Here is a 24,331-nt window from a genome sequence, read left to right as displayed (position 1 = left end):
CCTAGACCGCTGCCGGCTGACGTCCGGCGCCCGGCGCGCTACCCGAACCCGACTGCTCCATCGACGTCGCCATCTCGGTGTCGAGGCTCATGACCTCGTCAACCGTTCCCTTGACGCGATCGGCGACCTCTTTGAGCTTGGTGAGCAGCTTGTCGCGACTGTCGTTCCAGCTGCCCTCGAAGTCGTGGCAGCGATCCTTGAGCCGTCCGTCGCCGTAGGGCCTGCCGACGGCGTTCTCGACGTCGTCCTGCTTCGCCGCGGCGGACTCCAGCTCGGCCACGATCGCCGTGAGCTTCTCGCTGGTCGTCTGCAGATCACTGATCGGCACGAGCATGCGTTCGCCTGCCATGGTCCCCCTCCTTCTTTCCCGGACGCTACGACGTTACTGGGAAGGGCGGCACGACGCGATGGGGAGTACTCCCCATCTGCCCGCGCCTCACACCCTCCAGCTGCTGTTCTTGCGCTTCTCCAGGATGCGCTCGGCGATCTTGATCGTGTCGGCGATCGACAGGAGGGAGAGTTCCGTGAGCGCCGCTGCACCGAGACCGCGCCTCTGCGCCTTGGCGGCGGTGGTCCGGACCGCAGGGCGCGCCTCCCGCGAAAGCATCTCGGCGAAGCTCGACCAACGGCGGAGGTCGAGCGTCGCCAGCTCGACGCGGTGGGCGCGGCGGAGACGCGCGAGTCGACGTCCGCCAGCTCTGCGCGTCGCGCTCGCCTCGTCGGCCGTGTAGTCGCCACGGCTCTGGGCCACTTTGGCCTGCTTCTGCGCAGTCGCCTCGATTACCTGCGTGACCTCCTCCGCGTACTCGGGCATCGACCGCAGCAGTCGCCGCTCCTCGGCCACCCAGCGCCGCAGGAGCACATCCCCGCACTCCGGACACAGCTTCTCCGGCATGACACCGTCGACCGCATAGCCGCATGCGCAGTCGATACCGCCGCGCTGCTGCGCCCGATGCGGACGTCCGCCAAGCCTCGCCCGCAGGAGTGAGGCTCCCACCGCGCTGCGCCCGAGCTCATCCGCCAGGAACCCCTCGCCGCTTCTGCGCTGCATGTCGGCGACCAGCAGCTCCCAGCGCTCCTGGTCAGCCGGCCGGATCAGCGGGCGGGCGGAGTTCGCGTACTCGTCCAGCACCGCGGTGATCTCCGCTTCCTGCGCGGCCCGCTTCAACGCGGTCGCGGAGGTGGCTCCCGGCCAGGACGGGAACGCGATGTGGGCCGCGAGTTCCCGCATCCGCGCATCACCCGAGACTCCCGCTGCCTCATGCAGCGCGGCCAGGGGCGCATTCGCCTCCAGCACACCACGTTCGAACTCCTCGACAGCCTCAGACGCACTCATGCTCCCAGGGTAGACGCCCCCATGCGACGAAGAGGGCCGACCGTCATGGTCGACCCTCTTCGTGAAACGCCGCTGTGCCAGCGGGTGGCGCTGTGTGTCAGCTGCCGGCGAGCTGCTGGTCCAGATCCTGGATCGCCCGCATCATCCCCAGCAGCGACTCCGACATGTCATTGATGCCATCGACCGCCGTCTTCAGACCCGTCGTCAGCTCCGTGTACCCCTCACCGAACTTCCCCGACGCATGCTGCGTCTTGAAGTCATCACCCAGAAGAGTGTCCACCTGACCCTTCAGCGTGTCCAGCTGCCCCTGAATGTCATCACGAGCCTGCGACAGCGAACCCGCCACCTGCTCCATCTCCGCATAAGACGCACCGAAATCGGCCATCGTCCACACCTCCGCAAATCGAGAGAACCGGACCCCTCCGGCCCGAATAACCCCACCCTACGGAACCACCCGCGCCGACGTCGATGGGGACAACTCCCCATCCACGATTGCGGCCGTCGTCTACCCCTCGACGAGCGGCAGCTGCACCGTGACCTGGCGTCCGGCCTGCACGAAGATGCCTCGCCCCTCGGGGAAGTCGGTGCGCTTGACCTTCGGGAACGGCACCTTGAACACCGCGTCGCCGTCGAAGGAATCGGGCTTGAGGATGATGCCCTTGCGCCCGGCCTTGAAGTCGCCGATGAACCCGAAGCCGCTCGTGACCTGCGTGACGTCGGCATCGCCGATGAGCAGGTGGTCGCTGCGGTTGATCGCCTGGAAGAGGGCCTTCATCTCGCGCTCGGCCGGGCTGTCGGCGAACTGGGGCACATCTTCGACCACGATGAGCACTCTCGTCGGGAGCGAGTCGTCGGCGATCAGCTCGGTGATCTCCTTGGCGAGCTCCTTCGCGTCCTCCGGCGTCACGGCGCTGCGCGTCCAGCTCGTGTAGTCCTTGAGCTGGGCACGACGGCCTCCGAAGTGGAACAGCACGGTCGCCGGGTCGAGTCGCCGCATCGAGGTGATGAGCGACTTGAGGGCGTTGGTCTTGCCCGACGACGGCGGACCGGCCACGACGAACGTGCCGACCGGGTCGAAGTCGCGCGCCGCCAGGGTGTCCTCCGCGACACCGAGCACCGGGAACTCGCCGAGGCGATCGGGCAGGTCGCGCACCGACAGGCGGGTGGGCAGCGCGCCGATCTCCGGCACCTCCCTCGCTCCCGCCGCACGCAGCCTCTCCGCGAGCCCCTCGAGCAGCTTGGTCTGCTCCGCCACGTTCGGGGTCCCGCCCAGCGTCGCGATCTGCGTCTCGCGGCCGTCGACGATGGCGCGACCGGGTGCGGAACGCTCGTCCAGCACATCCTTGGGCGCGTTGAGCATCGCATACCCGGACTCATCCGAGAGGCGCAGCACCACGCGCCGCGAGACGTTCGCGCTGACCGCTGTGGGCACGGAGCCGGAACGGTCGGCGCTCGCGATCACGTGCACGCCCAGCGGGCGACCCTCGCCGAGGATGCGCATGAAAGTCTGGTAGAACGGCATCCGCGCGGTGGTCGACTCCCACTCGCTGCGGAACTGCGGGAAGCCGTCGATCAGCAGCAGGATGCGCGCCTCGTCCCGCCCGGTGAGCTCGCGGTACTCGGTGAGGCTCGAGGCGTTGGCAGCGCTGAAGCGCTTGCCGCGGTCATCCAGCACCGCGGCCAACGAGCGCAGCACGCGCTGCACGCGCTCGGAGTCGTCGCCCGAGATGATCGAGCCGACGTGCGGGAGCATCTCCAGGCTCTTGAGCGAGCCGGAACCGAAGTCGAGTCCGTACACCTCGACGTTCGAATGCGCGGGGTCGAAGCCCGCCGCGATCGCGATGGTGCGCAGCACGGTCGACTTGCCCGACCCGCTCGTTCCGTAGACGAGGAGCGAGCCGTCCTTGTCAGGATGGAAGTACGCCGGCTCCTGCAGCTGCCGCTCCGGCACGTCCATCTTGCCGAGCAGCACCTGTCCGTCGCCGAGCACCGGGAGGTCGCGCATGTCGACGGCCCCCTCGAGGTCGTCGAGCCACGGACGTCGAGGCGCGGGGATACGAGCCGCACGTGCCGCGTTCACGAGCGTCGCTACGATGCGCTTCTGGTCGTTGGGTCCGAGATCCTCGTCGTGGGACTCGGACTCCGGAGCCTGCTCGGCCTCCCAGGTCTGGATGGAGCCGAACCGGAGTTCCGCCACCTTCACCTCGGCGACCTGCGCCTCGTCCGTCGTCCATCCGCCGGCGTAGGCCGACTGGAACGGCACGAGGCGTCCCGGACCGGTCTTCGCGATGCCGCGCCCCGGCAGCGAGGGCGGGAACGTCGCCGCCACCGGATCGTCGACGACATCCTTCGAATCGGATTCGTCCGCCATGCGCAGCGCGACGCGCAGGTTCGTGTTCGCCCGCAGATTGTCCTTGATGACACCGGCCGGTCGCTGCGTCGCCATGATCAGGTGGATGCCGAGGGAGCGACCGCGCTGGGCGATGTCGACGACACCGTCGACGAACTCCGGCACCTCTCCGGCGAGCGCGGCGAACTCGTCGATCACGAGCACGAGCGCTGGCGGAGTCTCCGGGTCACGCCGCTTCTCGAGTTCGAGCAGGTCCTTGGCCTTCTTGCGGTTGAAGAGGTGCTCGCGGTGGTGCAGCTCGGCGCGCAGGCTGGTGAGGGCGCGACGCACCAGGTGCGGGCTCAGGTCGGTGACCAGGCCCACCGTGTGCGGCAGGTCGACGCAGTCGGCGAACGCGGAGCCGCCCTTGTAGTCGACGAAGAGGAAGGTGACGCGATCCGGGCTGTGGGCGGCTGCCATGCCGAGCACCCAGGCCTGCAGGAACTCGCTCTTACCGGCACCGGTCGTCCCGCCGACGAGGGCGTGCGGACCCTGGGTGCGCAGGTCGAGGGTCATCGCGTCGGTCTGCGACTGTCCGATGATGGCGCGCAGGTTCCCCGCCTTCTTCAGCCGGGCCTGCGGGGCGCCGGAGCGGTCGATGATCGTGTTGTTCTGGCGCCAGCGGTCGATCACCGCGTTCGCGTCCTCCGCGACCTCGGTGCCCACCAGGGAGAGGAAGCTGACCGAGTTCGGGATGTCGGAGGAGTCCTCGATCACGGTGCTGGAGTCGACGACGGGGGCCAGCCGCTTGGCGAACATGGTCATGTAGGCGTGCGAGACGCCCTCGACCTGCACTCCGCGATAGTCCACGCCGCTGCGGACCGTGCCGACCACCGCATCGCCGAGCCCTGCGCTCACGTCGACGAACGTGCGGCACGCGGCGGGCAGCGCCTCGACCACGGGAGCGACGAACAGGGCGTACACGCCGACGTCGGCACCGCGTTCCAGGATCTGGGTCAGCCGGGCGCGATCGACAGGAGCATCGTTCGTGATGATCACGAGGATCGCCGTCTGGCCGGGGAATGTCGCGTCCTCGGCGGCGCGCTTGACGTCGGTGCCGTAGCGCATCGGGTCCCAGTCGGCGCCGTACGGGGGCCGGGCGGACTTCGACTCCCGCGAGCGACGCAGGACGATCTCCTCCAGGCCGCTGAGCAGTGCCGTGCCGGTCGAGGCGGAGTCTGCCAGAGGCATCTCCTTGAACGGGTTGCGCTCACTGGAGGTGTGGGGCAACCACTTGAGCCAGTCGAGCTCGTTGGCCCAGCCCGGCTCGGTCAGCGCGACCGTCACCAGCTCGTTCGGCGAATGCGTGCCGAACAGCTGCACGGCGATGCCGCGGAGCGCGTCGCTCGCCAGCGATGTGGGACCGGCGACACCGATCGACCCGACGCTCTGGAGCGACTCCAGGATCGGCACGTCGTCGATCATCCGGTACCGCTCCTCGAGGCGGTCGACGCGCTCGACGTACTCGACGAGCGCGTCAGGGCTCTCGGTGCGCTTGATGCGCGTGCGCGCCTCGCTCTCGCAGACGCCCAGGCGCATCGCGAGGAAGTTCCAGTGCTCGGGGCGTCGCGTCCACAGCAGGGGTCCGAGCCGCATCGCCTCGTCGAACACGACGGCGACGGCCGGTACCTCGTTCTGCCGCACCTCCCGCTCCCTCGGGTGGGAGTGGTAGAGCGTCTCCTCCAGGCGTTCGAACTGCTCCTCGAACGACTCCGCCTCCTTGCGCAGACGCTGACCGAGGTTGGTCTTCTGCGAGATGAAGTTCCCGAACATCATCATCGGCGACGCGGCCGCGATCAGGAGGGACGCCGGACGCTGCGTGATGCTGAACATCGTGACGGCCAGCAGGATCGGCGCGACGAGCATGGGCCAGGGGAACAGCCGGGACGGCTGGTCGCGGGGGTAGCGGGGTTCGTCCAGTTCCTGCCCGGTGAAGCGCTCCTCGACGCGCGGGCTGCGGTTGAACATCAGAGCGCCTCCGCGCTCGAGCACCGGGTCGCCGCTGGCGGAGCCGTCGAAATCGCTCACCATGTGCACGACGAACTCGCAGTCGCCCAGCACGAAGCTCTGTCCCGGGATGACCCGGAGCCGCTGCACGAGTCCGCCGTCGACGAGGATGCCGTTCGCGGAGTTCAGATCGACCAGTTCGACGAAGGTCGCCGCGACCTCGATGCGGGCGTGCCGCTTCGAGACCAGCGGGTCGGCGATGGTCACATCGTTCGCGGCGTCGCGGCCGATCAGGAAGTGACCGATCGGCAACGGGAACTCCTGGCCGGCGGCAGGACCGGCGACGACCGTGAGGACGGCGGCCGGGTGCGTGCCCGCCCCGCCCACCGACGCCCGATGGGATCCGACGTTGATCACCTCGGCGAGGAACCCGGAGCCGATCGGGGCATCGCCCACGAGCAGGTCGGGGTTGAGCATCGTGAGCTGCTCGCTGGTCGGCGGGGCGACAGACAGCGTGAGCACATCGCTGGGCGCCGCCATGATGCTGCGCGCGGGGTCTGTCGTGGCGATCTGCCGCGCCACGTCGGCGATCGTCGCCGTCGAGTCGGCCATCACGACCACGTCGGTCAGGGGTGCCGCGGGTCGACGCAGGGTCAGCTTGACTCTCATCGCTCGTCCTCACCGCGCCGAGGGCGCATCTCACTGCTCAGGGTCATACCCACTCCACCAGGAGGGACCGGTCGCCGAAGCGCACCGTGTCGCCGATCTGCAATTCCGCGGGGTGTCCCGCCGGCAGCGCTGTCTCAGAACCGCCTCGGACGATCGCGCTGCCATTCGTGGAGGCCCGGTCGACGACGAAGACGCCCCGTCGGGCCGGCATCACCGCGATGTGGGTCTTGGACACCGAGCGCGTGTCGTCGACGACCGGCACCAGGAGCGCCTCGCCCTCGCCAGCGGCGGCACTCGGGGACCGCCCGAACAGCGTCGTCCCCCGCACCTCGATACGCTGCCCGGTGTCGAGCACCAGGAGCGCTCGTACTCCCATCGGCGCGGGGGAAGCGGCGGGTGCGGACGCGGGAGATGCGGCAGGTGCCGGTGCGTCCGGGGCTGCCGGCGTTTCCACAGCGGGTGCCGCTGCGGCGGCGGCAGAGGCGGCGACAGGAGCGGATGTCGGGGGCCGAACGGACGCCGGTTCCGGGACAGAAGGAGCCGGAGCCGGTGCCGGAGCCGGAGCCGGAGCCGGAGCCGGAGCCGGAGCCGGAGAGAATGCTGCCGGGCCGGGAGCCCCCGTCGCCAGCGACGGGGGCACGGCCGACACCATGGATCCGACGCCCGGGGCCTCCTGCGGCTCCGGCGCGGTGCCCCCGGCGGATCGATGCGCGCCGATCACGCCGCCGGAGAACCGTGCACTCGGAACATACTCCGCCGGGGCATCGCGATGTACCGGCGTGGCCAGGGACGGGAGCGGCGCCTTCTCCTCGTGCTCCGGCGTCTTCACCCGCTTGCGCGCGATGCGCATGCGCTTCTGGTCGTAGGGGTTCAAGCCGCCCCGCACGTCCACGAACCAGGTCGCGGCGGCCAGGTCGAGCCATCCACGGCCGCGCTTCTCGATATCGAAGAGCGGCGAGAGCATGATCACCAGCACGGGGCCGACGATCGGCACGATGAACGAGGCGTACGCGACGAGGTACCGGACCACGGCGCCGCGCCAGAATCCCGGGCGCTCGAGAGTGAGGACGTTCACCGAGCGGATGCCACAGATCGCCTTGCCGAGCGTCACTCCCTTGCGTCCGTGCAGCACGAGCTGGACCACCACATACGCGATCATCAGCCCCTGCGAGACCGCGGCCGCGACGATGAGCCACACCAGGTCACCCCGGGCGAAGAACGTCTCCGCGTCGAACTCCCCCGACACCGCCTGAGCGAGCACGGGAGTCAGCGCGATGATGGCCGGAAGCGCGATGAGCACGGCCACCGTCCACTCGATGAGAGCGGCGAGAACACGCGCTCCCCGTCCCGCCGGTCGCAGCCCCAGCGACGCCGCGTACGCGGGGTCGGGGCGTCCGTGCGCGTCGAGCCCTTCGACCTCGGGAGCGTGGTCGTCGATCTCCCAGATCACTCCTGCTCTCCCTCGGCCTCGTCGACGGCGTGCGCGGTGTCGAGCAGAGGCAGGTCGCTCTTGCCGACCAGGCGCGAGGCGATCACGTGTTCGACCAGCCGCGCGCGACGGTTGGTCGCGAAGCTGCGCTGCCCACCGCGCATGCCGGGCACACCGATCCGGTCGAACTTGTCGCACACGTTGTCGAGTTTGCGGTTGAAGCGGGTGACCGTCCACCCGAGTCGCTCCGCGGCCTTCGCCGAGGTGGGGATCTCGCTCATGCCCGTGCCGTCCCTGCGTAGCTGCGGCTCGGCCAGCGCGAGGATGAGGAGCTTCTGGCTGAGGGTCAGCGGTACGTCTCCGATCGTCGATGCGCCGCCGTCGTCGTGCTCGCGTCTGGTCGCACGGAACGTCGGCTCGGCCGCGTGCAGGGTGAGCTCGTACGTCGTCGGTCCTGCGCTGAACACGACCGTGGTGGTCTCGAAGACCAGCGGAAGACGGGCGCCGGGCGCGAGCCATGCCTGCACTCCGCCGGCCGAGTCGGTCACGGTCGCCGTGAGGCGCGTGCCGACGTTCGACAGCCACCACAGCCCGTCGGCGTCGGTGATCTCCAGGAAGTGCCGGTGCAGGAACAGATTGTCGTCGAGTTCGAGGTCGCCCTCGCGTCCGACGATGAACCGCCCGCCTCGACGGACCGGGAAGTACTCCCCCGCGAACTCGACGGTCACACCGCCTTCACCACTCACTCCACGCACCCCCGCACGGTCTCGGACGCGCGCCCGTCGTCGCGTCGCAGCATCACGTCGATGCACACGGTCCCCGCTGTGGCAGGAAGGGTAGCGGTCGGATCCGGCGTCTGCTGCGGATCGACCTCTCCCGACACGGCCACCGGGGTCCAGATGTACGAGTCGCCGTCGAGCGGGCTCGGGTTCGTCCAGGTGAAGACGACCTGTTCGCCCTGCCGCGTCCCGGCGAGCTCGGTCACCTTCGGCACCACATCCGTGCCGACATCCTTCGGGTCGACGGCCTCGGCCGTCTCCTGCGGTTCGGGTGTGATCCCGGCGACCAGCAGGTTCAGACCGACGATCCCGCCGATCACGATCACGACGCCGGCGGCGGCGAGCCCGATCCAGAGGCCCTTACGGCTGCGCGGCGCTTCGGGTGCGGCCGGAGCTGCGACGGGCGTGCCGGGCACCATCGCCGGCGGCACGGCAGCGTCGGGGGCGACCACCTGCGGGGCTCGGGCGATCGTCCGGTCATCGGCGCTCGGGGGCAGCGGCTGCGGCGGAGCAGGAGTCGGAGTCGGAGCACGCAGCTGCGTCTGCTCGACGGACGGCACGGACGATGTCTCGGCGAGTGGCGCGTCGAAGCGCGGGATGCCGGGCAGCGCGGCCGGAGGCTCTTTGCGCTGCGTCGTCGCCGACGGGCGGGTGAACGATGCCACGTCGGGGTCGATGCTGACGATCTCGCGCACCCGCGTGAGGCCGTCGCCGTCGTCGTCCAGATCCTCCGCCGGCGGGTGGTCGTCGACGATGTCGATCGGCGTCACCGAATGCGAGAGCTCGATCTGCACCTTCTGCAGTGCCCGCGCGAACGCCACGGCGCTCGGGAAACGATCTTCGGGGTTCTTCGCCATCGCGCGCTCGAGGAGGCGCTGCAGGCTCTCGGGCGAGTCCGGCCGCTTCAGCGAGGGGAGAGCTGCACGCTCGATGCGCTCGATGAGGTCGGCGCTCGAGTTGCGCTCCCCCGGACGCTCGAACGGCGAACGGCCGGCCAGAAGGGTGTACAGCGTCGCTCCGAGGGCCCACACATCCGTTCGGGGTCCGCTCTGCGGCGGCTCGGCGAACGATTCGGGGGGCGACCACGGGATCGACATCCCCGACGCCTCTCCCGTGGCTCCGGTGGTGGACGCGATGCCGAAGTCGGTGAGCGCCGGCCTGTTGTACTCGGTGACCAGGATGTTGGCGGGCTTGATGTCGCGGTGCAGCACACCGGCGCGGTGCGCTGTCTCGACGGCACCGGCCACCTGCACACCGACCCGCAGCGCCTCGGCCACCGAGAACGGGTCCTTCCGCGCGCGCAGCTGGAGGTTGGGCCGCGGGCAGTACTCCATCACCAGGTACGGGCGTCCGTCTCCGGCGACCCCTGCCTGGTAGATCGTCACGATCGCGGGGTGCGTGGAGAGCATCGCCATGACGTTCGCCTCATCCGCGAACTCCTGGGCGGCGCCGCTGGAGATGCGATCGGCGAGCAGCACCTTCACCGCGACCCGGCGGCGGGGCATCTCCTGCTCGTAGAGGAAGACGTCGGCGAAGCCGCCGGTGCCCAGCGGCTCGACGTAGGTGAAGCCGGGAAGGTCCGGCGGCGGGGAGGGGCGACGCGTCACGGCAGATCCTCGAAGGCGACCGTGACACCGTCGCCGAGGTCGACGACGTCGCCGGAGAGCACCAGCGTCTGCTCGCCGGGGTGCAGCCGCACGGGGTCGGCTCCCGGCCGCAGCAGGGTGGACCCGTTGGTGGTGTGCAGATCGATGACCACCACGGTGTCGCCCTCCGGCCGTACTTCGAGGTGGCTGCGCGAGATGTCCTGCTGAGGGCTCTCGACGGCGATGAGATGCGGAAGATTCGCGCCGCTCGCCCGCGTCGACCGCGGGCGGCGCCCGATGATCACGGTGCGATCCAGAGCCGTCTCCTGCCCTGTGGACAGGCGGATGCGGCCGACGGAGGCCGCGGCCGGTGCCGGGGCGACATCGAGCACCTCCGTCGGGGCGTCACTGGAGACCGGCGGCTGCTGGCGGAGCGCGCGGAGGTCTGCGGCCGAGATCGTCGCGCCGTCGTGGTCGCCCTCGACGGCGATCGGCGCGGCCGGTGTCGCCGCCCCGCCGACGGAGTGCACCGTGGCGCCCCACAGCTGGTCGAAGTCGTCGTCGACCGGCGGAGCGAGTGTCACCTCGGTGGGCGGCAGGAAGGCATCGTCGATGACGGGGAGCGGTTCCTCGGGCTCCGGCTCCGGCTCCGGCTCGGGAGCTGCCACCGGCTCCGGCGCGGGCTCCGGCGCGGGCTCGGGCTGCGGCGCGGGCTCGGCCACCAGCTCCGGCGCGGGTTCAGGAGCCGCGACAGGCTCCGGCGCCGCGACGTTCGCGGCCGGCGCGGACTCCCCGACGACCGGGGCAGGGCCGAGGATGGAGGGGAGCGGATCGGCATCGCTCGGTTCGAGCTCGGCGCTCACAGCCGCCGCCCGGACGATTCCGCTCTGCACGGGCAGACCGTCGGCGTCGGCATCGGCGCTCTCGACCGTGATCTCGACCTTCGTCGCACCGCCGAGGTAGCGCTCGTTCCAGGTGGTGACATCGGCGCCGGAGAGCTCGAACGACTCCGAGCCGGTCTCCACACTCGCGGTGACCGCCCCCCGCAGGGCGATCCGCATGTCCGATCCTTCGGCGACGGCCGCGACGAACGAGGGCAGCGAAGTGAACGAGACCCCCGACTGCGCGGTGAGCACATCGACAACGGTCGCGAGCGTCTTCTCCTCCGGCAGGCGCTCCCACAGCCGCGCGACGACATCGCCTGGCACCTCGGGCGGGAGGGCGACGAGCGCTCCCGGGATGACGATCAGGTACCACTGTCCCGGTCGGTAGCTGGTCTGCATCAGCGAACCCCTCCTGCTGCGGCTTCTCGTGGACGTGTGTCCTGGTCGATGTCCGTATCGGTGGCCATCAGCGTCCCCGGTCTCGAGGCGACGGAGACGGCATCGATGACGAGCACCGTGATGTTGTCCCTGCCCCCGGCGCTGACGGCCTCGTCGATGAGCACGTCTGCCGCCCGCTGCGGGTCCTTCTCGGCGATCAGGATCTCGCGGATGCGGGCGTCGGCGACCTCGGAGGTGAGTCCGTCCGAGCACACCAGCATCCGGTCGCCGAGCTCGGCGGGGAACATCCAGTAGTCCGCGTCGCCCGTGCTGCTCGCGCCGATCGCCCGCGTGATGATGTTGCGGCGGCGGTCGGAGACGGCATCCTCGACCGTGAGCTCACCCGATTCGATCAGCTCCTGCACCACGGAATGGTCCACCGTGATCTGCTCCAGCTCGCCGTCTGCGAAGCGATAGGTGCGCGAGTCGCCGATGTTGAGTGCGAGCCAGTAGCCCATGCCGTCGACCGAGGCGACGAACACACCGCTGAGTGTCGTACCTGCGCGGCCGTTGCCCGAGGTAGACAGCTCCTCGACACTCTCCCTCGCCAGGGAGAGTGCCAGACGCACGTCGTCGAGTTCGAGCGCGGACCGACCGATGTAGCGCGCGAACTCCGCGATCACGGCGGCGCTCGCGCGCTCCCCCGCTTCGTGCCCACCCATTCCGTCGGCGACCAGGAAGATCGGCGCCGATGCCAGATGCGCGTCCTCGTTCAGCGCACGCCGGAGTCCCGGATGCGTGGCCGACCCGGTCGAGACGACCAGTCCCGGCCTCATGCGTATCCGCCGATCGTGACGATGCGGTCGCCGATCTCGATGGCGTCGCCCAGTCGCACCGGGACGCGCTGCCCCGCGGGACAGGCGATCCGCTGGCCTGCGCGGACGATCGTCATGCCGTTCGTGGAGTGTCGGTCCATCACCCAGCCGCCCGAGGTCTCGGCCGCCGCCTCGAAGTGCGTCTTCGAGAGCGAGAGCGTCTCGTCGCGCACGGGCACGAGCGTCGCTCCCTCTTCCGGTGCGGGGTTGCGCCCGAACACCGTGCGGCGGGAGACGGAGACACGCGTCCCGTCGTCCCACGTGAAGACGAGCCGGTGTCCCGGAACACTGATCCTGGTGTCCTCGAGGTCGTCCTCCTCGGTGGTGCGCGACGCGGCAGGCGCCGCGGGGGCGGCAGGCGCGGCGGCGGGCGGCGTCGCGGCGGGCCGGCTCGCGGCGGGCGGACTCACCGGAGCCGCAGGCTGCTGCTGGATCGTCTCGTCGAGTGCAGATGAGGGTGCGGTCTCGGGCTCGGGCGCTGGGCGTGCGGGAGCATCCTGCGTGATGCCGGGGACGAAGGCGATGAGGGATCCCGCGTCGGCGACCGGTGCCGCGGGAGCGGCCGGTCGCGGAGGGATCGAAGCGGAGGGCGGCGTGGCGGGAGCCGGCGCCGGAGCCGGAGCAGGAACCGGCGCGGGCCCCGGAGTCGGGGCCGGAGCCGAGGCAGGAGCCGGCTGCGGGAGTCCGGGGATCGCCGGTGCGGGCGTCGGGGCCGTTGCCCCGGATCCGGTCGAGGCGGGGACCGCGGTCGTCGCGGACGTCGAGGTCGCGGGTGCAGGCACGCGCGCGTCCACCATGAGGGAGCCGGCCACCTTGTCGTGCCACCCCTGGTACCGACCGGAGCCGTCGAACAGCGGCGTGAAGTAGCCCACGACGATGGCGGCGGCGAGGCCGAAGATGACGTTGCGCAGCAGCGTCCGTCCGAAGCCGAGGCCGCTCCCGTCCGTCGCCGAGACCAGCCGAAGGCCCTGGGCGCGCATGCCGATCGAGCCGGTGCCCGCCTGCATCACGGTGTAGACGACGAACCAGCCGAGAAGGATCAGGCTCACGACCGGACCCCCGATCAGCAGGACTCCGACACTGCCCTCGAGGCTGCCGGTGAGCGAGGCGCCGACCAGGAGTCCGCCGCCGAGCACGATCGCGAGGCCCCCGGCGATCAGGGCGTCGATGAGGTAGGCGACGGCGCGACGGGAGACCGGCGCGATCTGGTCGGTCGCGGGCTGCGTCATGAGGTCTCGCTCTCGGAGGACGGGGGCGTCGTGCTGTTCTTGATGGTGCCAGGTTCACGGCGGACGCGCACGGCCGCCGCTTCCTTCAGATTCTGGAATCCGTTCGAGATGGCCGTGCCGCCGACCAGCGAGCGGATGCTCAGTCGCGCCTGAAGTCGCCTCCAGAAGCCGGCTTCCTTGCCGAGGCCGCCCACGATGTCATCGACCTCGTGCCAGAAGGAATCGACGTCCTCCTGGCTCGGCTCGGCGGGACCGAACACATCGGCATCGGCCCGCTCGGCGAGGGCGGTGACCTGCGGAACCGTCAACGAAGACGCCACGACCACCGCCTCCTCGATCCGCGTGCCGCCGGGAGGGATGCGCGCGCCGTAGTCCACGGCACGGTCGGTGAGCTCGTCCCATCCCCCGCTGATGCGGTCGGCGGTGCGTGCGGCCGCGCGTCGGGAACGACGCTTCGCCGCCTTCCACGCACCGATCACGATGAACGGCGATGCCAGGAGTGCGATCACTCCGAGGGAGATGCCACCGATCACGAGGATCGCACCGATGATGCCCGCGATGTTGAGACTCTCGTCCTCGCCCTCGCGGTCGTCGGGCAGCGTGGGCGGCAGGTCGACGGGCTCCTGCGGCGGAGGCGGGGGCTGCAGCACCTGCGGCTTCGGGTCGACGCGCGGCTTGGTGTTCTGATCGTTCGGCACCTGGTCTTCGGGAGGGGTGGGGTTGAAGGCGATCCACCCGAGCCCCTCGAAGTTGACCTCGACCCAGGCATGCACGTCGTCGCCGGTGGCAGCGAACGTGGCTTCTCCCGCATTCTCCTCGTCGGGGTAGTAGCCCATGACCACACGAGCGGGGATGTCGACCTGTCCGGCGAGCAGGGCCATCGCCACGGCGTACTGCTCGTCGTCGCCGATCATCTGCTCGCCGCCGACGAGGGTCGAGATGCGCTCGGCGGTGTGTCCAGCCCGGGAGATGACCTCCCCCTCGAGCCCGTGGCTGAAGAAGCCCTCCTTCGCCAGGAAGTTCTCGAGGGCCCGCACCCGCTCGATGGGCGTCTCCGCGCCGACCACCGTCTCGGCGGCGAGGGCTGTGAGCTCCTCCGGCACGTTGCTCGGCTTGGGCATCGAGACCTTGCCGAACGGCACCTCGGCGAGCTGCTCGTCGTCGGGAATGTTCGGCATCACGGCGTCCACCGTGTACTCGTCGCCCTTCGTCAGCTTCGTGGTGGAGACGGCAGTGCCCGTCTCGGTGTTCACGTAGGTGCCGCGGCGCAGCTGCTCGGCGTCATCGCCGGAGAACCTGATCTCGGACAGCTCGCCCGCGGTCGGCATCCACACACCGCGATAGGCACCGATCTCGACGTTGAGCGTCACCGGGACGCCCTCGGCATCCGGTGACATGTTCGAGCGCAGCGGGCTGAAGGCGCTCGACGAGGTGGGTCCGCCGTCGGTGACGTTGTAGACCATGCCGTCGAACTGATCCATGACGGCCGTGCGGATCCGCGCGCCCTTGGGCAGTCCCTGCACCGTGAAGAGCGTCTCGTCCGCCTCATCGCGCACGTTCTTGCGGAACGCCTGCAGGGGGCTCGGGTAGTCCCGGATGTCGAACGGCGGGATGATCACGTCGCGGAACACGTGCCGCGGCTGCGCCGGGTTCGCGACCGCGCTCGTGGCCACCCCCGCACCACCGGCGATCGCCAGCACGGCCACGCCGGCGAGCAGACGACGGGTGCGCATGTGCGAGGCCCTGGAGGGGTCGACCTCGCTGACGGAGATCGCCGTGTTCTGCGGCGCCCACAGCTGGCGAAGCGCGAGCCAGGACATGCTCACGACCGCGAACACGAGTCCCTGCACCAGCGGGAACGCGGGTTCAGGGGTGCCGAGGGCGATCACGAGCATGAGCAGCACGCCGGCCGGGATCAGCGCCCAGGCCACCTGCGACAGGCGCAGCGCGAGCGACGCGGTCACCGTCGTGAACACGAGCGCCAGGAGGAAGGGGACCACGAGGTGACCGTCCGCCGCGGCCACGGGCGCCACCGTGGTGAGCATCTGCTTCCACGCGGTGACCGTCCCGAGCGCGAGCTTCTGCAGCGTCTCCAGCGTCGGGATGAAGCCGAGGATCGAGGTCTGCGGCAGGGCGAACGCGCCACCGAACACGAAGTAGGCGGCGACCGTGAGGCCCGCGATGATCAGGATGCCCCAACGGCGCCAGGTCGTGACCGCCGCGATCGCGAGGCCGAGCACGACGCCGCCGACCACGGCGGGGAGGAAGGACGGACCGGCGAACGTCGGCCAGAAGCCGACCAGCGCGGTGACCACCAGGAGAGCGGAGGCACCGAGATCGAGGATCCAGCGACGCACGGGAAGACCGGCGAACGCGGCGGAGGATGCGGTCATGCGAGCACCTTCTGCAGGGCGAGGGGGATCTGCTCCAGCGCACCGACCGTCACGACGTCGGCATCGCCGATGCGGCGCAGGGCCGGAGCGGAGGCGGTGGTGTCGGCGACGACCACGAGCACGCGGGCGCCGAATGGAAGACGCGCACAGGCGAGACGGAGGTCGTCGGGCTTGACCCGCGCCCCGCACACGAGCACCACGACGCTCGCGAGCGGCATCGTCGCCGACACCACTCCGGCGAGCTCGGCGATGCCGCCCTCCTTGGGCTTGCTGTTCTCGACGGCCGAGAGGGAATCGAGCAGCTGCTTGCCCGTGCCTGCCGGCAGCTCGCGCCCCTGCACCCGCATGTCGACGCGCTGCGAGTCGCGGAGAGCGCGCAGGCCGATCGACCCTGCGGCCGAGACTCCCAGCTCGAAGTCGTCGGGGGTGGCGTAGTCGGCGAGGGAGCGCGACAGACCGATCACGAAGTGCGAGCGCCGGGTCTCCTCGTACTGCCGGACCATCATGGTGCCGGTGCGGGCCGTCGAGCGCCAGTGCACGTGGCGGAGGTCGTCGCCCGGCTGGTACTCGAGCAGGGCGTGGAACGACACGTCGTCGCGGGACAGGTCGGCGGCGGGAAGACCCTCGAGGTCACGCAGGTAGCCGAGGGACTGGCCGTCGAACAGCACCGTGCGCGGGTGCACGAAGAGGTCGACGGGGTCGTCGCGACGGTGCGCCCGCTCGAACAGGCCGAGGGGGTCGCCGCGCACGACGCTCACAGGGCCCACCTTGACCACACCGCGCTTCTGGGTCGGGATCGCGAAGAGCTCCTCCGCCTCCTCCCCCGGCGCGAGCCGCTGGATGCCGAACTCGCCGCGCCCCGAACCGACGGGGAGCACCACTCGCGACGGCAGGATGGCCCTGCTGCCGCGGTTCGCGAGGGTCAGGGCGCCGACCGCGCGCTCTCCGACGACGACGCGGGTGCGGGCGAGGTCGAGGGCGACGTCGTAGGCGGTGCGGCCGATCAGGAACAGCGCGCACAGGGCGACGGCGATCGCGATGACGACCGCGGCGATCGTGAACTCCGACCAGCCGGCGATCTGCCCGAGCACCCAGAAGCCGACCGCGAGCGCCATCAGCACCCACGCCAGCGGGCGGATGGCGGAGGTGATCTTGCGGAGGCGCGTCAGGGCGCGCGCACCGAGGACGGCCGCGATGTCACGCCATCCGGCGTCGCGCTCCGTCTGCGGCGTCGACGCCGGAAGGGCCTCCGCGGTCATCAGGCCGCCGCTCGGGCCTGGGGGGCCGCAACGGCGTCGAGCACGCGGGCGATGACGGTGTCGCTGCTGGTGCCGGCGAACTCGGCCTCGGCGTCGAGCAGCAGACGGTGCTGCCACACCGGGCGGGCGAGCACCTTGATGTCGTCCGGGAGCACGAAGTGGCGTCCCTGAGCCGCGGCCCAGACCTTGGCGATGCGGATCATCGCGATCGCACCGCGCACCGAGACGCCGAGACGGATGGCGCCGTCCTCACGAGTCGCCTCGGCGAGCTCTGCCACGTAGCGGAGCACGGCGGGCTCGACGTGTACGGTGGCCGCGAGGTCGGCCATGTCGGCGACGGCGCTGGTCGTGATGATCGCGGACAGACCTGCAGACGGGTTGCGGTCGGAGGCGCCGGCGAGGATGCTCTCGGTCACCGCGAGGTCGGGGTATCCGATCGAGGTCTTGATCAGGAAGCGGTCGAGCTGCGCCTCGGGCAGCTTGTAGGTTCCCGCCTGCTCGATGGGGTTCTGCGTGGCGATCACGAGGAACGGGCGCCCGGCCTCGTGGGTGACACCGTCGACCGTCACGCGCGACTCCTCCATGACCTCGAGCAGCGCCGACTGGGTCTTCGGCGAGGCACGGTTGATCTCGTCGGCGAGCACGATCGACGCGAAGATCGGGCCCTTGTGGAACTCGAAGCGGTGCGACTGCTGGTCGTAGATCGTCACACCCGTCACGTCGGACGGCAGCAGGTCGGGGGTGAACTGGATGCGCGTGCTGGTGCCCTGCACGGTCGCGGCCAGCGCCTTGGCGAGGCTGGTCTTGCCCGTGCCCGGTGCGTCTTCGAGGAGCACATGGCCCTCGGCGAGCATCGAGGCCAGCACGAGACCGACGATCTCCTGCTTGCCCTGCACGGCCTTGTCGATGTTCTCGACGAGGCGCTGGAAGGTGCCCTGGAACCAGGCGGCCTGCTCGGGGGTCATTGTCATGAGTGTGTCGTTCCTTGTTGTTGTTCAGAACCGGTGTTCACAGCGGGGTTGGGGAGACAGGTCACTGCCAGACTCGGTGCTCGAAGGCGGTGCCGTTGACCATCACCCAGGCTTCGATCACGCCACGGCGGTTGCCGAGGTAGCAGCTGAGCCGGCCGCCGTAGCTGCCGTTGCCGTCCATGGTGATCGAGTACGGTCCACCCCATACGCCGCCATACGTCGCGTCGTTGTTGTTGCACTGCACGGAGATGGTCTGCCCCGGGTCGAAGTCCTGAGCGTTCAGGTAGAAGTACGCGCAGGTGCCGTCGTTGCAGTTCGGCTGGCCGTTCGCGTTGCCGGTCGAGGTGACCCAGGCGCGCGGATTGGGCTTCGGACCCGACGTGCCGGCTTCGCTCCGCGTGATCTTCTGCCCCGCGTCGTCCGTCACCTCGACGTCGATCGTGTGGCGCTGGCTGTAGCCGTCGCCCACGGTGGTGCTTCCGTTCGCACCGACGTGCGTCCACCCGCCGCCGTCGATCCGGATGCGCACGACCTTGATCCCACGTCCGTTGGCCGAGACGTTCGCGTTCCATCCGAACGTCACGCTCTTCGGGTTCGAGTTCACCGTCACCGAGGGCTGCCTCAGCGGTCCATAGGGATTGCCGGACATCTGGTTCGAGGCGTCGCTCGAGTAGGTCTGGCCGTCGACCGTCGAGACGGCACGGACCCGCACGTTGTAGTTCGTGCCGTTCGAGAGGCCGGTGATGACGTTGTTGCCCGGCATCGCCGCCCAGTTGCCCCCGATGGAGTACTGGTACTGCACCTCGTTCGACCTCGCACCGTTGAGCGCGCCGGGAGACCAGGTGAGCGTGAGCGACCGATCGCCTTCGGCGACGTTCGACAGCGAGGGCGCACCCGGCTTGTTCACACCGCGACGCGGTGCCGACATCGGGCTCCATTCACCCCAGTCCGCCTTGTTGTGCGCGCGGATGCGATACGTATACGGCGTCTCCGAGGTCGGGACCTTCACCGCCTGCGACCTGGCGTCGGCTCCCGGCGTGATGGTGTTCCGCAGCGTGCCTCCCTCCCACACCTGCAGCTGGAACGAGTCGATCGGGTCGCCGTTCGCGTTCCCCGGCACCCAGTTCACCTGCATCTGCGCCTCGGTGCCCACGCCCTGCAGCTGTGTGACGGTGGGCGCGGCGGCGGGCATCGGCGGCCCCGCGGGCACCTCGGAGGCCGACCAGCCGCTCCAGCTCGACGGCTCGGGCGCGCGGTTGTGGGCCTGCACGCGCACCTGGTAGATGCCGCCGTTCTCGAGACCCTCCCAGGTCATCGAGTTCCCGGTGGCCTGCTTCTGCGAGACCCCGGACGGCGGAGCCGGCGAGATCTCCAGCGTGTAGCTCTCCACCGGAGAGCCGGGAGTGGTCGGGGTGGCCCACGCGACCTTGAGCGACTTGTCGCCGAAGGTCAGCGTCGGCGGGGTCGGGGTGTCGGGACGAGCGTCCGGACGGGCGACCGCCGACGTGCCGGACGGCTTCGACTCGCCGACCCGGTTGGTCGCGGTCACCTGGAAGGTGTACTCCACGTTGTTTGTGAGGCCGTCGAGCGTGCACGTCGTCGAGCGGCATTCCTTCGAGTACGGGCTGCCGCCGACCGACTTCACCGTGTACTTGGTGATCTCGGCGCCGTTGTTCGACGGTGCGCCGTAGGAGACCACGACGGTGCGGTCCTGCACGCTCGACACCAGCGGGGTGCCCGGTGCCTCCGGCACGCCCTGCACGGTCACGACGATCTGGCCGTTGGCCTCGCGGTCGGGATCCTTCGTCGCATCCTGGATGCGGTAGCGCACGACCATGGTTCCGACGAAGCTGGCGTCAGGCGTGACGACCACCTGATCGCCCTTCACGGCCGCGCCGCCGGAGCCCGACTCCGTGGCAGCAGTCATCAGCTTGAGCGGGGTCTCCGGGAACGGGTTGTAGTCGTTCGCGAGCACGGGCACCGTGATGCTCTTGCCCTGATCCGCTTCCGAGATCGTGTCGGTGTTCGCAGCAGGAAGCGGGCGGGTCGAGGCGCCGACGCGCACGGTCACGGTGCCTTCGACGGCTTCCGTCGTCCCGTCGGTGATCTCCAGCTTCAGGGAGGACACCGTGCCCTTCTCGACGTCGGACGAGGCCTCGACGAGCAGCTTCGAGCCGTCGATCTTGGCGGTGATGCCCTTGCCCGCACCGCTGACGTACTTGTACCTGTGCTTGCCCTCATCCTCCGGATCGGGGTCGGCCGTGAGGGCGGCCAGGTCGAGCGTCGATGCCTTCTCGCCCGGAGCGACGATGACCTCTGCGCCCGTGAACACCGGCTGCTGGTTCTCCGGCGGCAGCACGTTGATCGGGATGCTCAGCGTCGCCGTACGGCCCTCGGGGTCGTCCGGCCCCGTGCCGTCTGTGACCTCGAACGTGAGCGAGTCCTGCCCGAAGTAGCCCTCGGCCGAGGTGTACACCAGGGTGGTCTCGTCCTTCACGAGGTCGTCGCCGTTGGCGTACACGGCGTTCACCTTGGCATGCTCGGTGATCCGCGCGGTCCCCCCGCCTGCGACGGTGACGAACTTCGAGAGCGGGATCTCCCTGGTCTCGCCGCTCATGACCTCGAGCGGCTTGGTCGAATCCAGGATCGGCCGCAGGTCGGACTCGGCCGGCACGAAGATGAACGCGGATGCGGCCAGATCGTCCTGATCGGTGATCGTGTAGCGGATGAGCTGCAGCTGCTCGGTGACGGTGACCCGCACCTTGCCGTTCTCCAGCTGGGTCGCGCCTTCTCCGAGCACGAGCTTCAGGCGATCGGTGGTGCCGTCCGGGTCCTCGTCGTTCTTGAGGATGTCGAGGTCGGCACTCATCGTGCCGTCGGTGAGGTCGGTCGGCCGCACACGGTCGTCACGCGCGACGGGCGCCTGCAGCGGGACGTCCTCGTCGACGGTGATCTGCAGCGCCGCGGTCGCCTCGGCGCCCCTCGCGTCGCGGATCGTGTACTGCAGCGACGTCTCGAGCTCGCGGTTCGGCGCCTGCACCAGCACCCGATCACCCGAGACGCGGGCCGTGATGCCCGTCTCGGTCGGAACCTCGAGGCCGTCCTTCACGAGGATGATCTTGTCGCCCTCGGGGTCGGAGTCGTTCAGCATCACCGGCACCGAGATCTCGCGACCCGGCCGCACGACCACGGCATCCTTCACCGCGAACGGTCTCTGATTGATCTGCTCGCCCGGTGCGATGCCCACCCGGATCGTGGCGATGCCCTCCTTGCCGAGGCGGTCGCGCACGCGATAGCGGAACACGTCGACACCGGAGGAGTCGTCGAACGCCTCGTACGTGAAGTAGTTCTGCGCCGTCTCGGTGATGCGCCCCTTCTGCGGGCTGGAGGCGATGTCGATCAGCTCGACCGAGTCGCCGTCGGCGTCGATGCCGTCGAGAGGGACGGCGATGTTCGCGGTCGACCCGGCGAGCACGCGGGCCACCAGGTCCTGCGGGCGCGGAGCGGCGTTCGTCTCCTCGTCGACCGGAAGGATCTGGATCGTGACGTAGCCGGCGTCCTTCTGCTGGCGCGAATCGACCGCCTCGTAGGTGAGGTACACGGTCTTCGCGACGGGTCCGGCCTTGAACCGGATCGTGTCCTGCGAGACGAACGCCTCGCCGTCCTCCGGGTCGACCAGCGGCTCGACCAGCTCGGGAACGACGTGCATGACGTCGTCGTTCGGGTGCGTGTCGTTGTCGAGCACCGGGATGGTGACGACGTCGCCCGCGCGCACGATCGCCGTGTCGTCGTTCACGACGGGTTGCAGGAGCTTGTCCGGCGCGGGGATCGGGATGACCACCACCTCACCCTCCGCCGACTTGGAGCCGTTGGAGATGCGGTACTTGATGCGCGCCTGGTCGGTGAGCGAGCCCTGATCGGTGATGCGAAGCGTCTCGTGGTTGATGACCGACACGGAGATGCCCGAGTCGTCGTCGATCGAGACGGACTGCACCACCAGGATGCCGCCGGCGGGGTCGACGTCGTTCGCGAGCACGCCGATGAGCACATCGCCGCCCGTCGGCAGCAGCGCCACGTCGCGCACGGCGACCGGAGGGAGATCCGTCTCGCTCGCCTCGAGCACGTCGACGCGCACGATCCCCTCGCCGTTCTCGGGGCCGGCGGTCGCCAGGTACAGCACGTAGTAGGTGCCGGGAGCATCAGCGGTGAAGGAGAAGGTCTTGTTCGGCCCGTCCGTGACGATGGTCGCGCCGGGAACCTCGTTCACGCGGCCGAGTCGCAGCAGCTCGCGCCCCGAACTGGTGTCGTTGGCCAGCGGTGCCACGGTGACCTGCTCGCCGACGCGGGTCACGACGTGATCGGCGTTGGTCTTGGGCTTGGTCGAGCCCTCCGGTCGGACATCGAGGGTCACCGTCGCGGTGGCGCTCTCCCCGTATCCGTCGGCGACGGTGACCTGCACGTCCTTGCGTCCCTGCTGGCTCGCGGTCGCCTTGTACGTGATCTGGCCGTCGGTGCTGAAGTCGACCTCGTCGCCCGGCGCGGGGACGACCTCCTTGAGGTAGACATCGTCGCCCTCGGGGTCGATCCAGTCCGGGAGGATGTTGTACGAGATCGTTCCGCCGGTCTCCACGGTGAGACTGGTGTGCCGTTTGGGCACCGGAGCGGTGTTCACGCTCTTGTCGTAGACGGTCAGCGTGACCGCTGCCGTGTCCTTCCCGCCGCGACCGTCATCGGCCTCGTAGGTGAAGGTGGTCGATCCGGTCGCGTCCTCGTCGACCGCGATCTGCAGGGATCCGCCGTTCTGCACCTGCTGGATCGTGCCGAGAGCGGGCTGGGCCTCGGCGAGGGTCGCGACCAGGACGTCGCCGTCCGGATCGTTGTCGTTGTCGAGCACGGGGAGCATCGTCGTCACGCCGGGGCGCACACCGAACGTGTCGTCCTCGGCGATCGGAGGGGTGTTCTCCTCCTTGCGCTCGGGGAGCGTGGTCTCGACGGTCTCCTCGGTCGAGTCGTCCTCGTTCTCGGTCTCGCCCTCCGGCGGGGTGAGGTCGTTCCAGTTGTCGACGCGCTGCAGGCTCTCGTTCGCCAGCCAGGCCGCTCCGCCCACCGCGTCGTTGAGGATGATGACGTCGCGGTTGACGCGGAACACGAGGCTCTTCGAATCCTCGGCGCCGTCGACGTTCGCGTTGACGTCGTTCGCCGACCCGGGGCACTCCCGGATGAAGGTGGCCGTTCCGGCCCACGCGCCGTAGGTGCAACCGCGCAGCCACACCGGCGCCGCCGGCACGCCGTCGCCGCCCGCCTCGACCTCTGTGGGCTCACCGCCGTCGAGCGGAACGCTCACCAGCGCGTTCGCGGTCGAGACCGCCACCGCGTCGGTGTTCTCGGAGGCCTGCTGCAGAACGGCCTTGTCCGCGCCGGGGATCTCGGTGCGGACCCCGCCCGGGGAGGTCACGACGCCGGCAGCGCGATCCAGCACGACCGGGGTGCGACCCACGGCGGTGATCGCGGGCTTGGCGGACGCGTCGAGTTCGCCGACCGACGCGGCGGAGGCGTCGAGCGCCTCCCCCTCGTTGTCGACGGGGACGGTGACCACCTCGCCGCGCTCCGGGGCGAGTCCGAAGACGGTGCCGTCCTTGGCCACGGCGACATCGGCGCTAGCGCCCAACTCGGCCACCGGCTCGTTGACCTCGGCCTCGAAGGACGCGACGCCCTGCGCCGGCACGACCCAGAGCTCGCCGGTCTTCTGATCGAGGATCGCAGCCGTGCGGTTGCCCAGTGCGACCTTCGAGGAGGACGGGACCTTCGCCGAATCGCCGAGCGAGACGCGTGCAGGATCGACGGCTGTGAGTGTCGACGCGTTCTCGTCGACGACCAGGATGTTGTTCGTGTCCTGCAGGATGTCGTAGTTCTCACCCGTGGTGCGCAGTCCGCCGTCGAGCACCGTCGACTCGTGGTTGAAGTGCCCCACGAGAAGGCTCGACGTCTTGGTGATCCAGACGCCGCCGTCGTTCAGATCGACCTTGGTGGTCGGGAACCCCTCATAGGTGAAGGCCATCGTGGTGATGGCGATCACGCCCACGGTGACACCGGCCGCTGACGCCAGTGTCTTCGGTCGTGCGCGCATCCATGACAACGCCTTCATACCCGGTTCCCCCCCAGGGTGACACTCTCTGTTCTCCTCGATCGCGACCCGACGGGCCCACG

General features: G+C 69.8%; 14 protein-coding genes. All 14 read right to left on the bottom strand.

Annotated features, from left to right (window positions below; translation table 11 throughout):
* Position 1 precedes the first annotated feature (1 nt).
* Entirely contained in the window at positions 2-349 is a 348-nt protein-coding gene (locus HDC31_RS16015; RefSeq protein WP_046746669.1) for a hypothetical protein, read from the bottom strand.
* An 87-nt stretch (positions 350-436) separates the two neighbouring features.
* The gene (locus tag HDC31_RS16010; protein ID WP_113681305.1) at positions 437-1,336 is read right to left on the bottom strand and encodes a hypothetical protein; all 900 of its coding nucleotides are present in this window, start codon (positions 1,334-1,336) and stop codon (positions 437-439) included.
* Positions 1,337-1,433: 97 nt separating this feature from the next.
* Entirely contained in the window at positions 1,434-1,721 is a 288-nt protein-coding gene (locus tag HDC31_RS16005; RefSeq protein ID WP_052748607.1) for a WXG100 family type VII secretion target, read from the bottom strand.
* Between the two features lie 120 nt (positions 1,722-1,841).
* Entirely contained in the window at positions 1,842-6,341 is a 4,500-nt protein-coding gene (locus tag HDC31_RS16000; RefSeq protein ID WP_179516335.1) for an FtsK/SpoIIIE domain-containing protein, read from the bottom strand.
* A gap of 43 nt (positions 6,342-6,384) precedes the next feature.
* Entirely contained in the window at positions 6,385-7,791 is a 1,407-nt protein-coding gene (locus tag HDC31_RS15995; protein ID WP_179516334.1) for an RDD family protein, read from the bottom strand.
* A complete protein-coding gene (locus HDC31_RS15990) occupies positions 7,788-8,498 on the bottom strand; it encodes a hypothetical protein (protein WP_230977970.1) in 711 nt (236 codons plus the stop codon). The genes HDC31_RS15995 and HDC31_RS15990 overlap by 4 nt, the downstream gene beginning before the upstream one ends.
* Positions 8,499-8,512: 14 nt before the next feature.
* Positions 8,513-10,156, bottom strand: a complete 1,644-nt coding sequence (locus HDC31_RS15985; RefSeq protein WP_061018439.1) for a serine/threonine-protein kinase — start codon at positions 10,154-10,156, stop codon at positions 8,513-8,515.
* The gene (locus tag HDC31_RS15980; protein ID WP_179516333.1) at positions 10,153-11,418 is read right to left on the bottom strand and encodes an FHA domain-containing protein; all 1,266 of its coding nucleotides are present in this window, start codon (positions 11,416-11,418) and stop codon (positions 10,153-10,155) included. The genes HDC31_RS15985 and HDC31_RS15980 overlap by 4 nt, the downstream gene beginning before the upstream one ends.
* Entirely contained in the window at positions 11,418-12,233 is an 816-nt protein-coding gene (locus tag HDC31_RS15975) for a PP2C family serine/threonine-protein phosphatase (protein WP_046746681.1), read from the bottom strand. Before HDC31_RS15975 ends, HDC31_RS15980 begins: the two co-directional genes overlap by 1 nt.
* Positions 12,230-13,501 carry an RDD family protein gene (locus HDC31_RS15970; protein WP_179516332.1) on the bottom strand — a complete coding sequence of 424 codons (1,272 nt, stop codon included), beginning with the start codon at positions 13,499-13,501 and terminating at the stop codon, positions 12,230-12,232. Before HDC31_RS15970 ends, HDC31_RS15975 begins: the two co-directional genes overlap by 4 nt.
* The gene (locus HDC31_RS15965; RefSeq protein WP_113680317.1) at positions 13,498-15,894 is read right to left on the bottom strand and encodes a transglutaminase domain-containing protein; all 2,397 of its coding nucleotides are present in this window, start codon (positions 15,892-15,894) and stop codon (positions 13,498-13,500) included. The genes HDC31_RS15970 and HDC31_RS15965 overlap by 4 nt, the downstream gene beginning before the upstream one ends.
* Entirely contained in the window at positions 15,891-17,153 is a 1,263-nt protein-coding gene (locus tag HDC31_RS15960; protein WP_046746638.1) for a DUF58 domain-containing protein, read from the bottom strand. The genes HDC31_RS15965 and HDC31_RS15960 overlap by 4 nt, the downstream gene beginning before the upstream one ends.
* Complete coding sequence (locus HDC31_RS15955; protein WP_061017080.1) at positions 17,153-18,124, bottom strand: MoxR family ATPase; 972 nt, start codon at positions 18,122-18,124, stop codon at positions 17,153-17,155. Before HDC31_RS15955 ends, HDC31_RS15960 begins: the two co-directional genes overlap by 1 nt.
* 61 nt (positions 18,125-18,185) lie before the next feature.
* Positions 18,186-24,251 (bottom strand): Ig-like domain-containing protein, encoded by a 6,066-nt coding sequence (locus HDC31_RS15950; RefSeq protein ID WP_179516331.1) that lies wholly within the window; start codon positions 24,249-24,251, stop codon positions 18,186-18,188.
* Positions 24,252-24,331 lie beyond the last annotated feature (80 nt).

The organism is Microbacterium sp. JAI119 (assembly GCF_013410135.1).
GTDB classification, from domain to species: domain Bacteria; phylum Actinomycetota; class Actinomycetes; order Actinomycetales; family Microbacteriaceae; genus Microbacterium; species Microbacterium oxydans.
Note: the sequence above shows the minus strand (reverse complement) of the source record. Positions and strands in the feature narration are given on the sequence as shown.

What these genes read in the sequence shown, in the direction of transcription:
- HDC31_RS16015 (WP_046746669.1), bottom strand. Translation starts at nt 349, where the DNA reads ATGGCAGGCGAACGCATGCTCGTGCCGATCAGTGATCTGCAGACGACC.
- HDC31_RS16010 (WP_113681305.1), bottom strand. Translation starts at nt 1,336, where the DNA reads ATGAGTGCGTCTGAGGCTGTCGAGGAGTTCGAACGTGGTGTGCTGGAG.
- HDC31_RS16005 (WP_052748607.1), bottom strand. Translation starts at nt 1,721, where the DNA reads ATGGCCGATTTCGGTGCGTCTTATGCGGAGATGGAGCAGGTGGCGGGT.
- HDC31_RS16000 (WP_179516335.1), bottom strand. Translation starts at nt 6,341, where the DNA reads ATGAGAGTCAAGCTGACCCTGCGTCGACCCGCGGCACCCCTGACCGAC.
- HDC31_RS15980 (WP_179516333.1), bottom strand. Translation starts at nt 11,418, where the DNA reads ATGCAGACCAGCTACCGACCGGGACAGTGGTACCTGATCGTCATCCCG.
- HDC31_RS15975 (WP_046746681.1), bottom strand. Translation starts at nt 12,233, where the DNA reads ATGAGGCCGGGACTGGTCGTCTCGACCGGGTCGGCCACGCATCCGGGA.
- HDC31_RS15970 (WP_179516332.1), bottom strand. Translation starts at nt 13,501, where the DNA reads ATGACGCAGCCCGCGACCGACCAGATCGCGCCGGTCTCCCGTCGCGCC.
- HDC31_RS15965 (WP_113680317.1), bottom strand. Translation starts at nt 15,894, where the DNA reads ATGACCGCATCCTCCGCCGCGTTCGCCGGTCTTCCCGTGCGTCGCTGG.
- HDC31_RS15960 (WP_046746638.1), bottom strand. Translation starts at nt 17,153, where the DNA reads ATGACCGCGGAGGCCCTTCCGGCGTCGACGCCGCAGACGGAGCGCGAC.
- HDC31_RS15955 (WP_061017080.1), bottom strand. Translation starts at nt 18,124, where the DNA reads ATGACAATGACCCCCGAGCAGGCCGCCTGGTTCCAGGGCACCTTCCAG.
- HDC31_RS15950 (WP_179516331.1), bottom strand. Translation starts at nt 24,251, where the DNA reads ATGCGCGCACGACCGAAGACACTGGCGTCAGCGGCCGGTGTCACCGTG.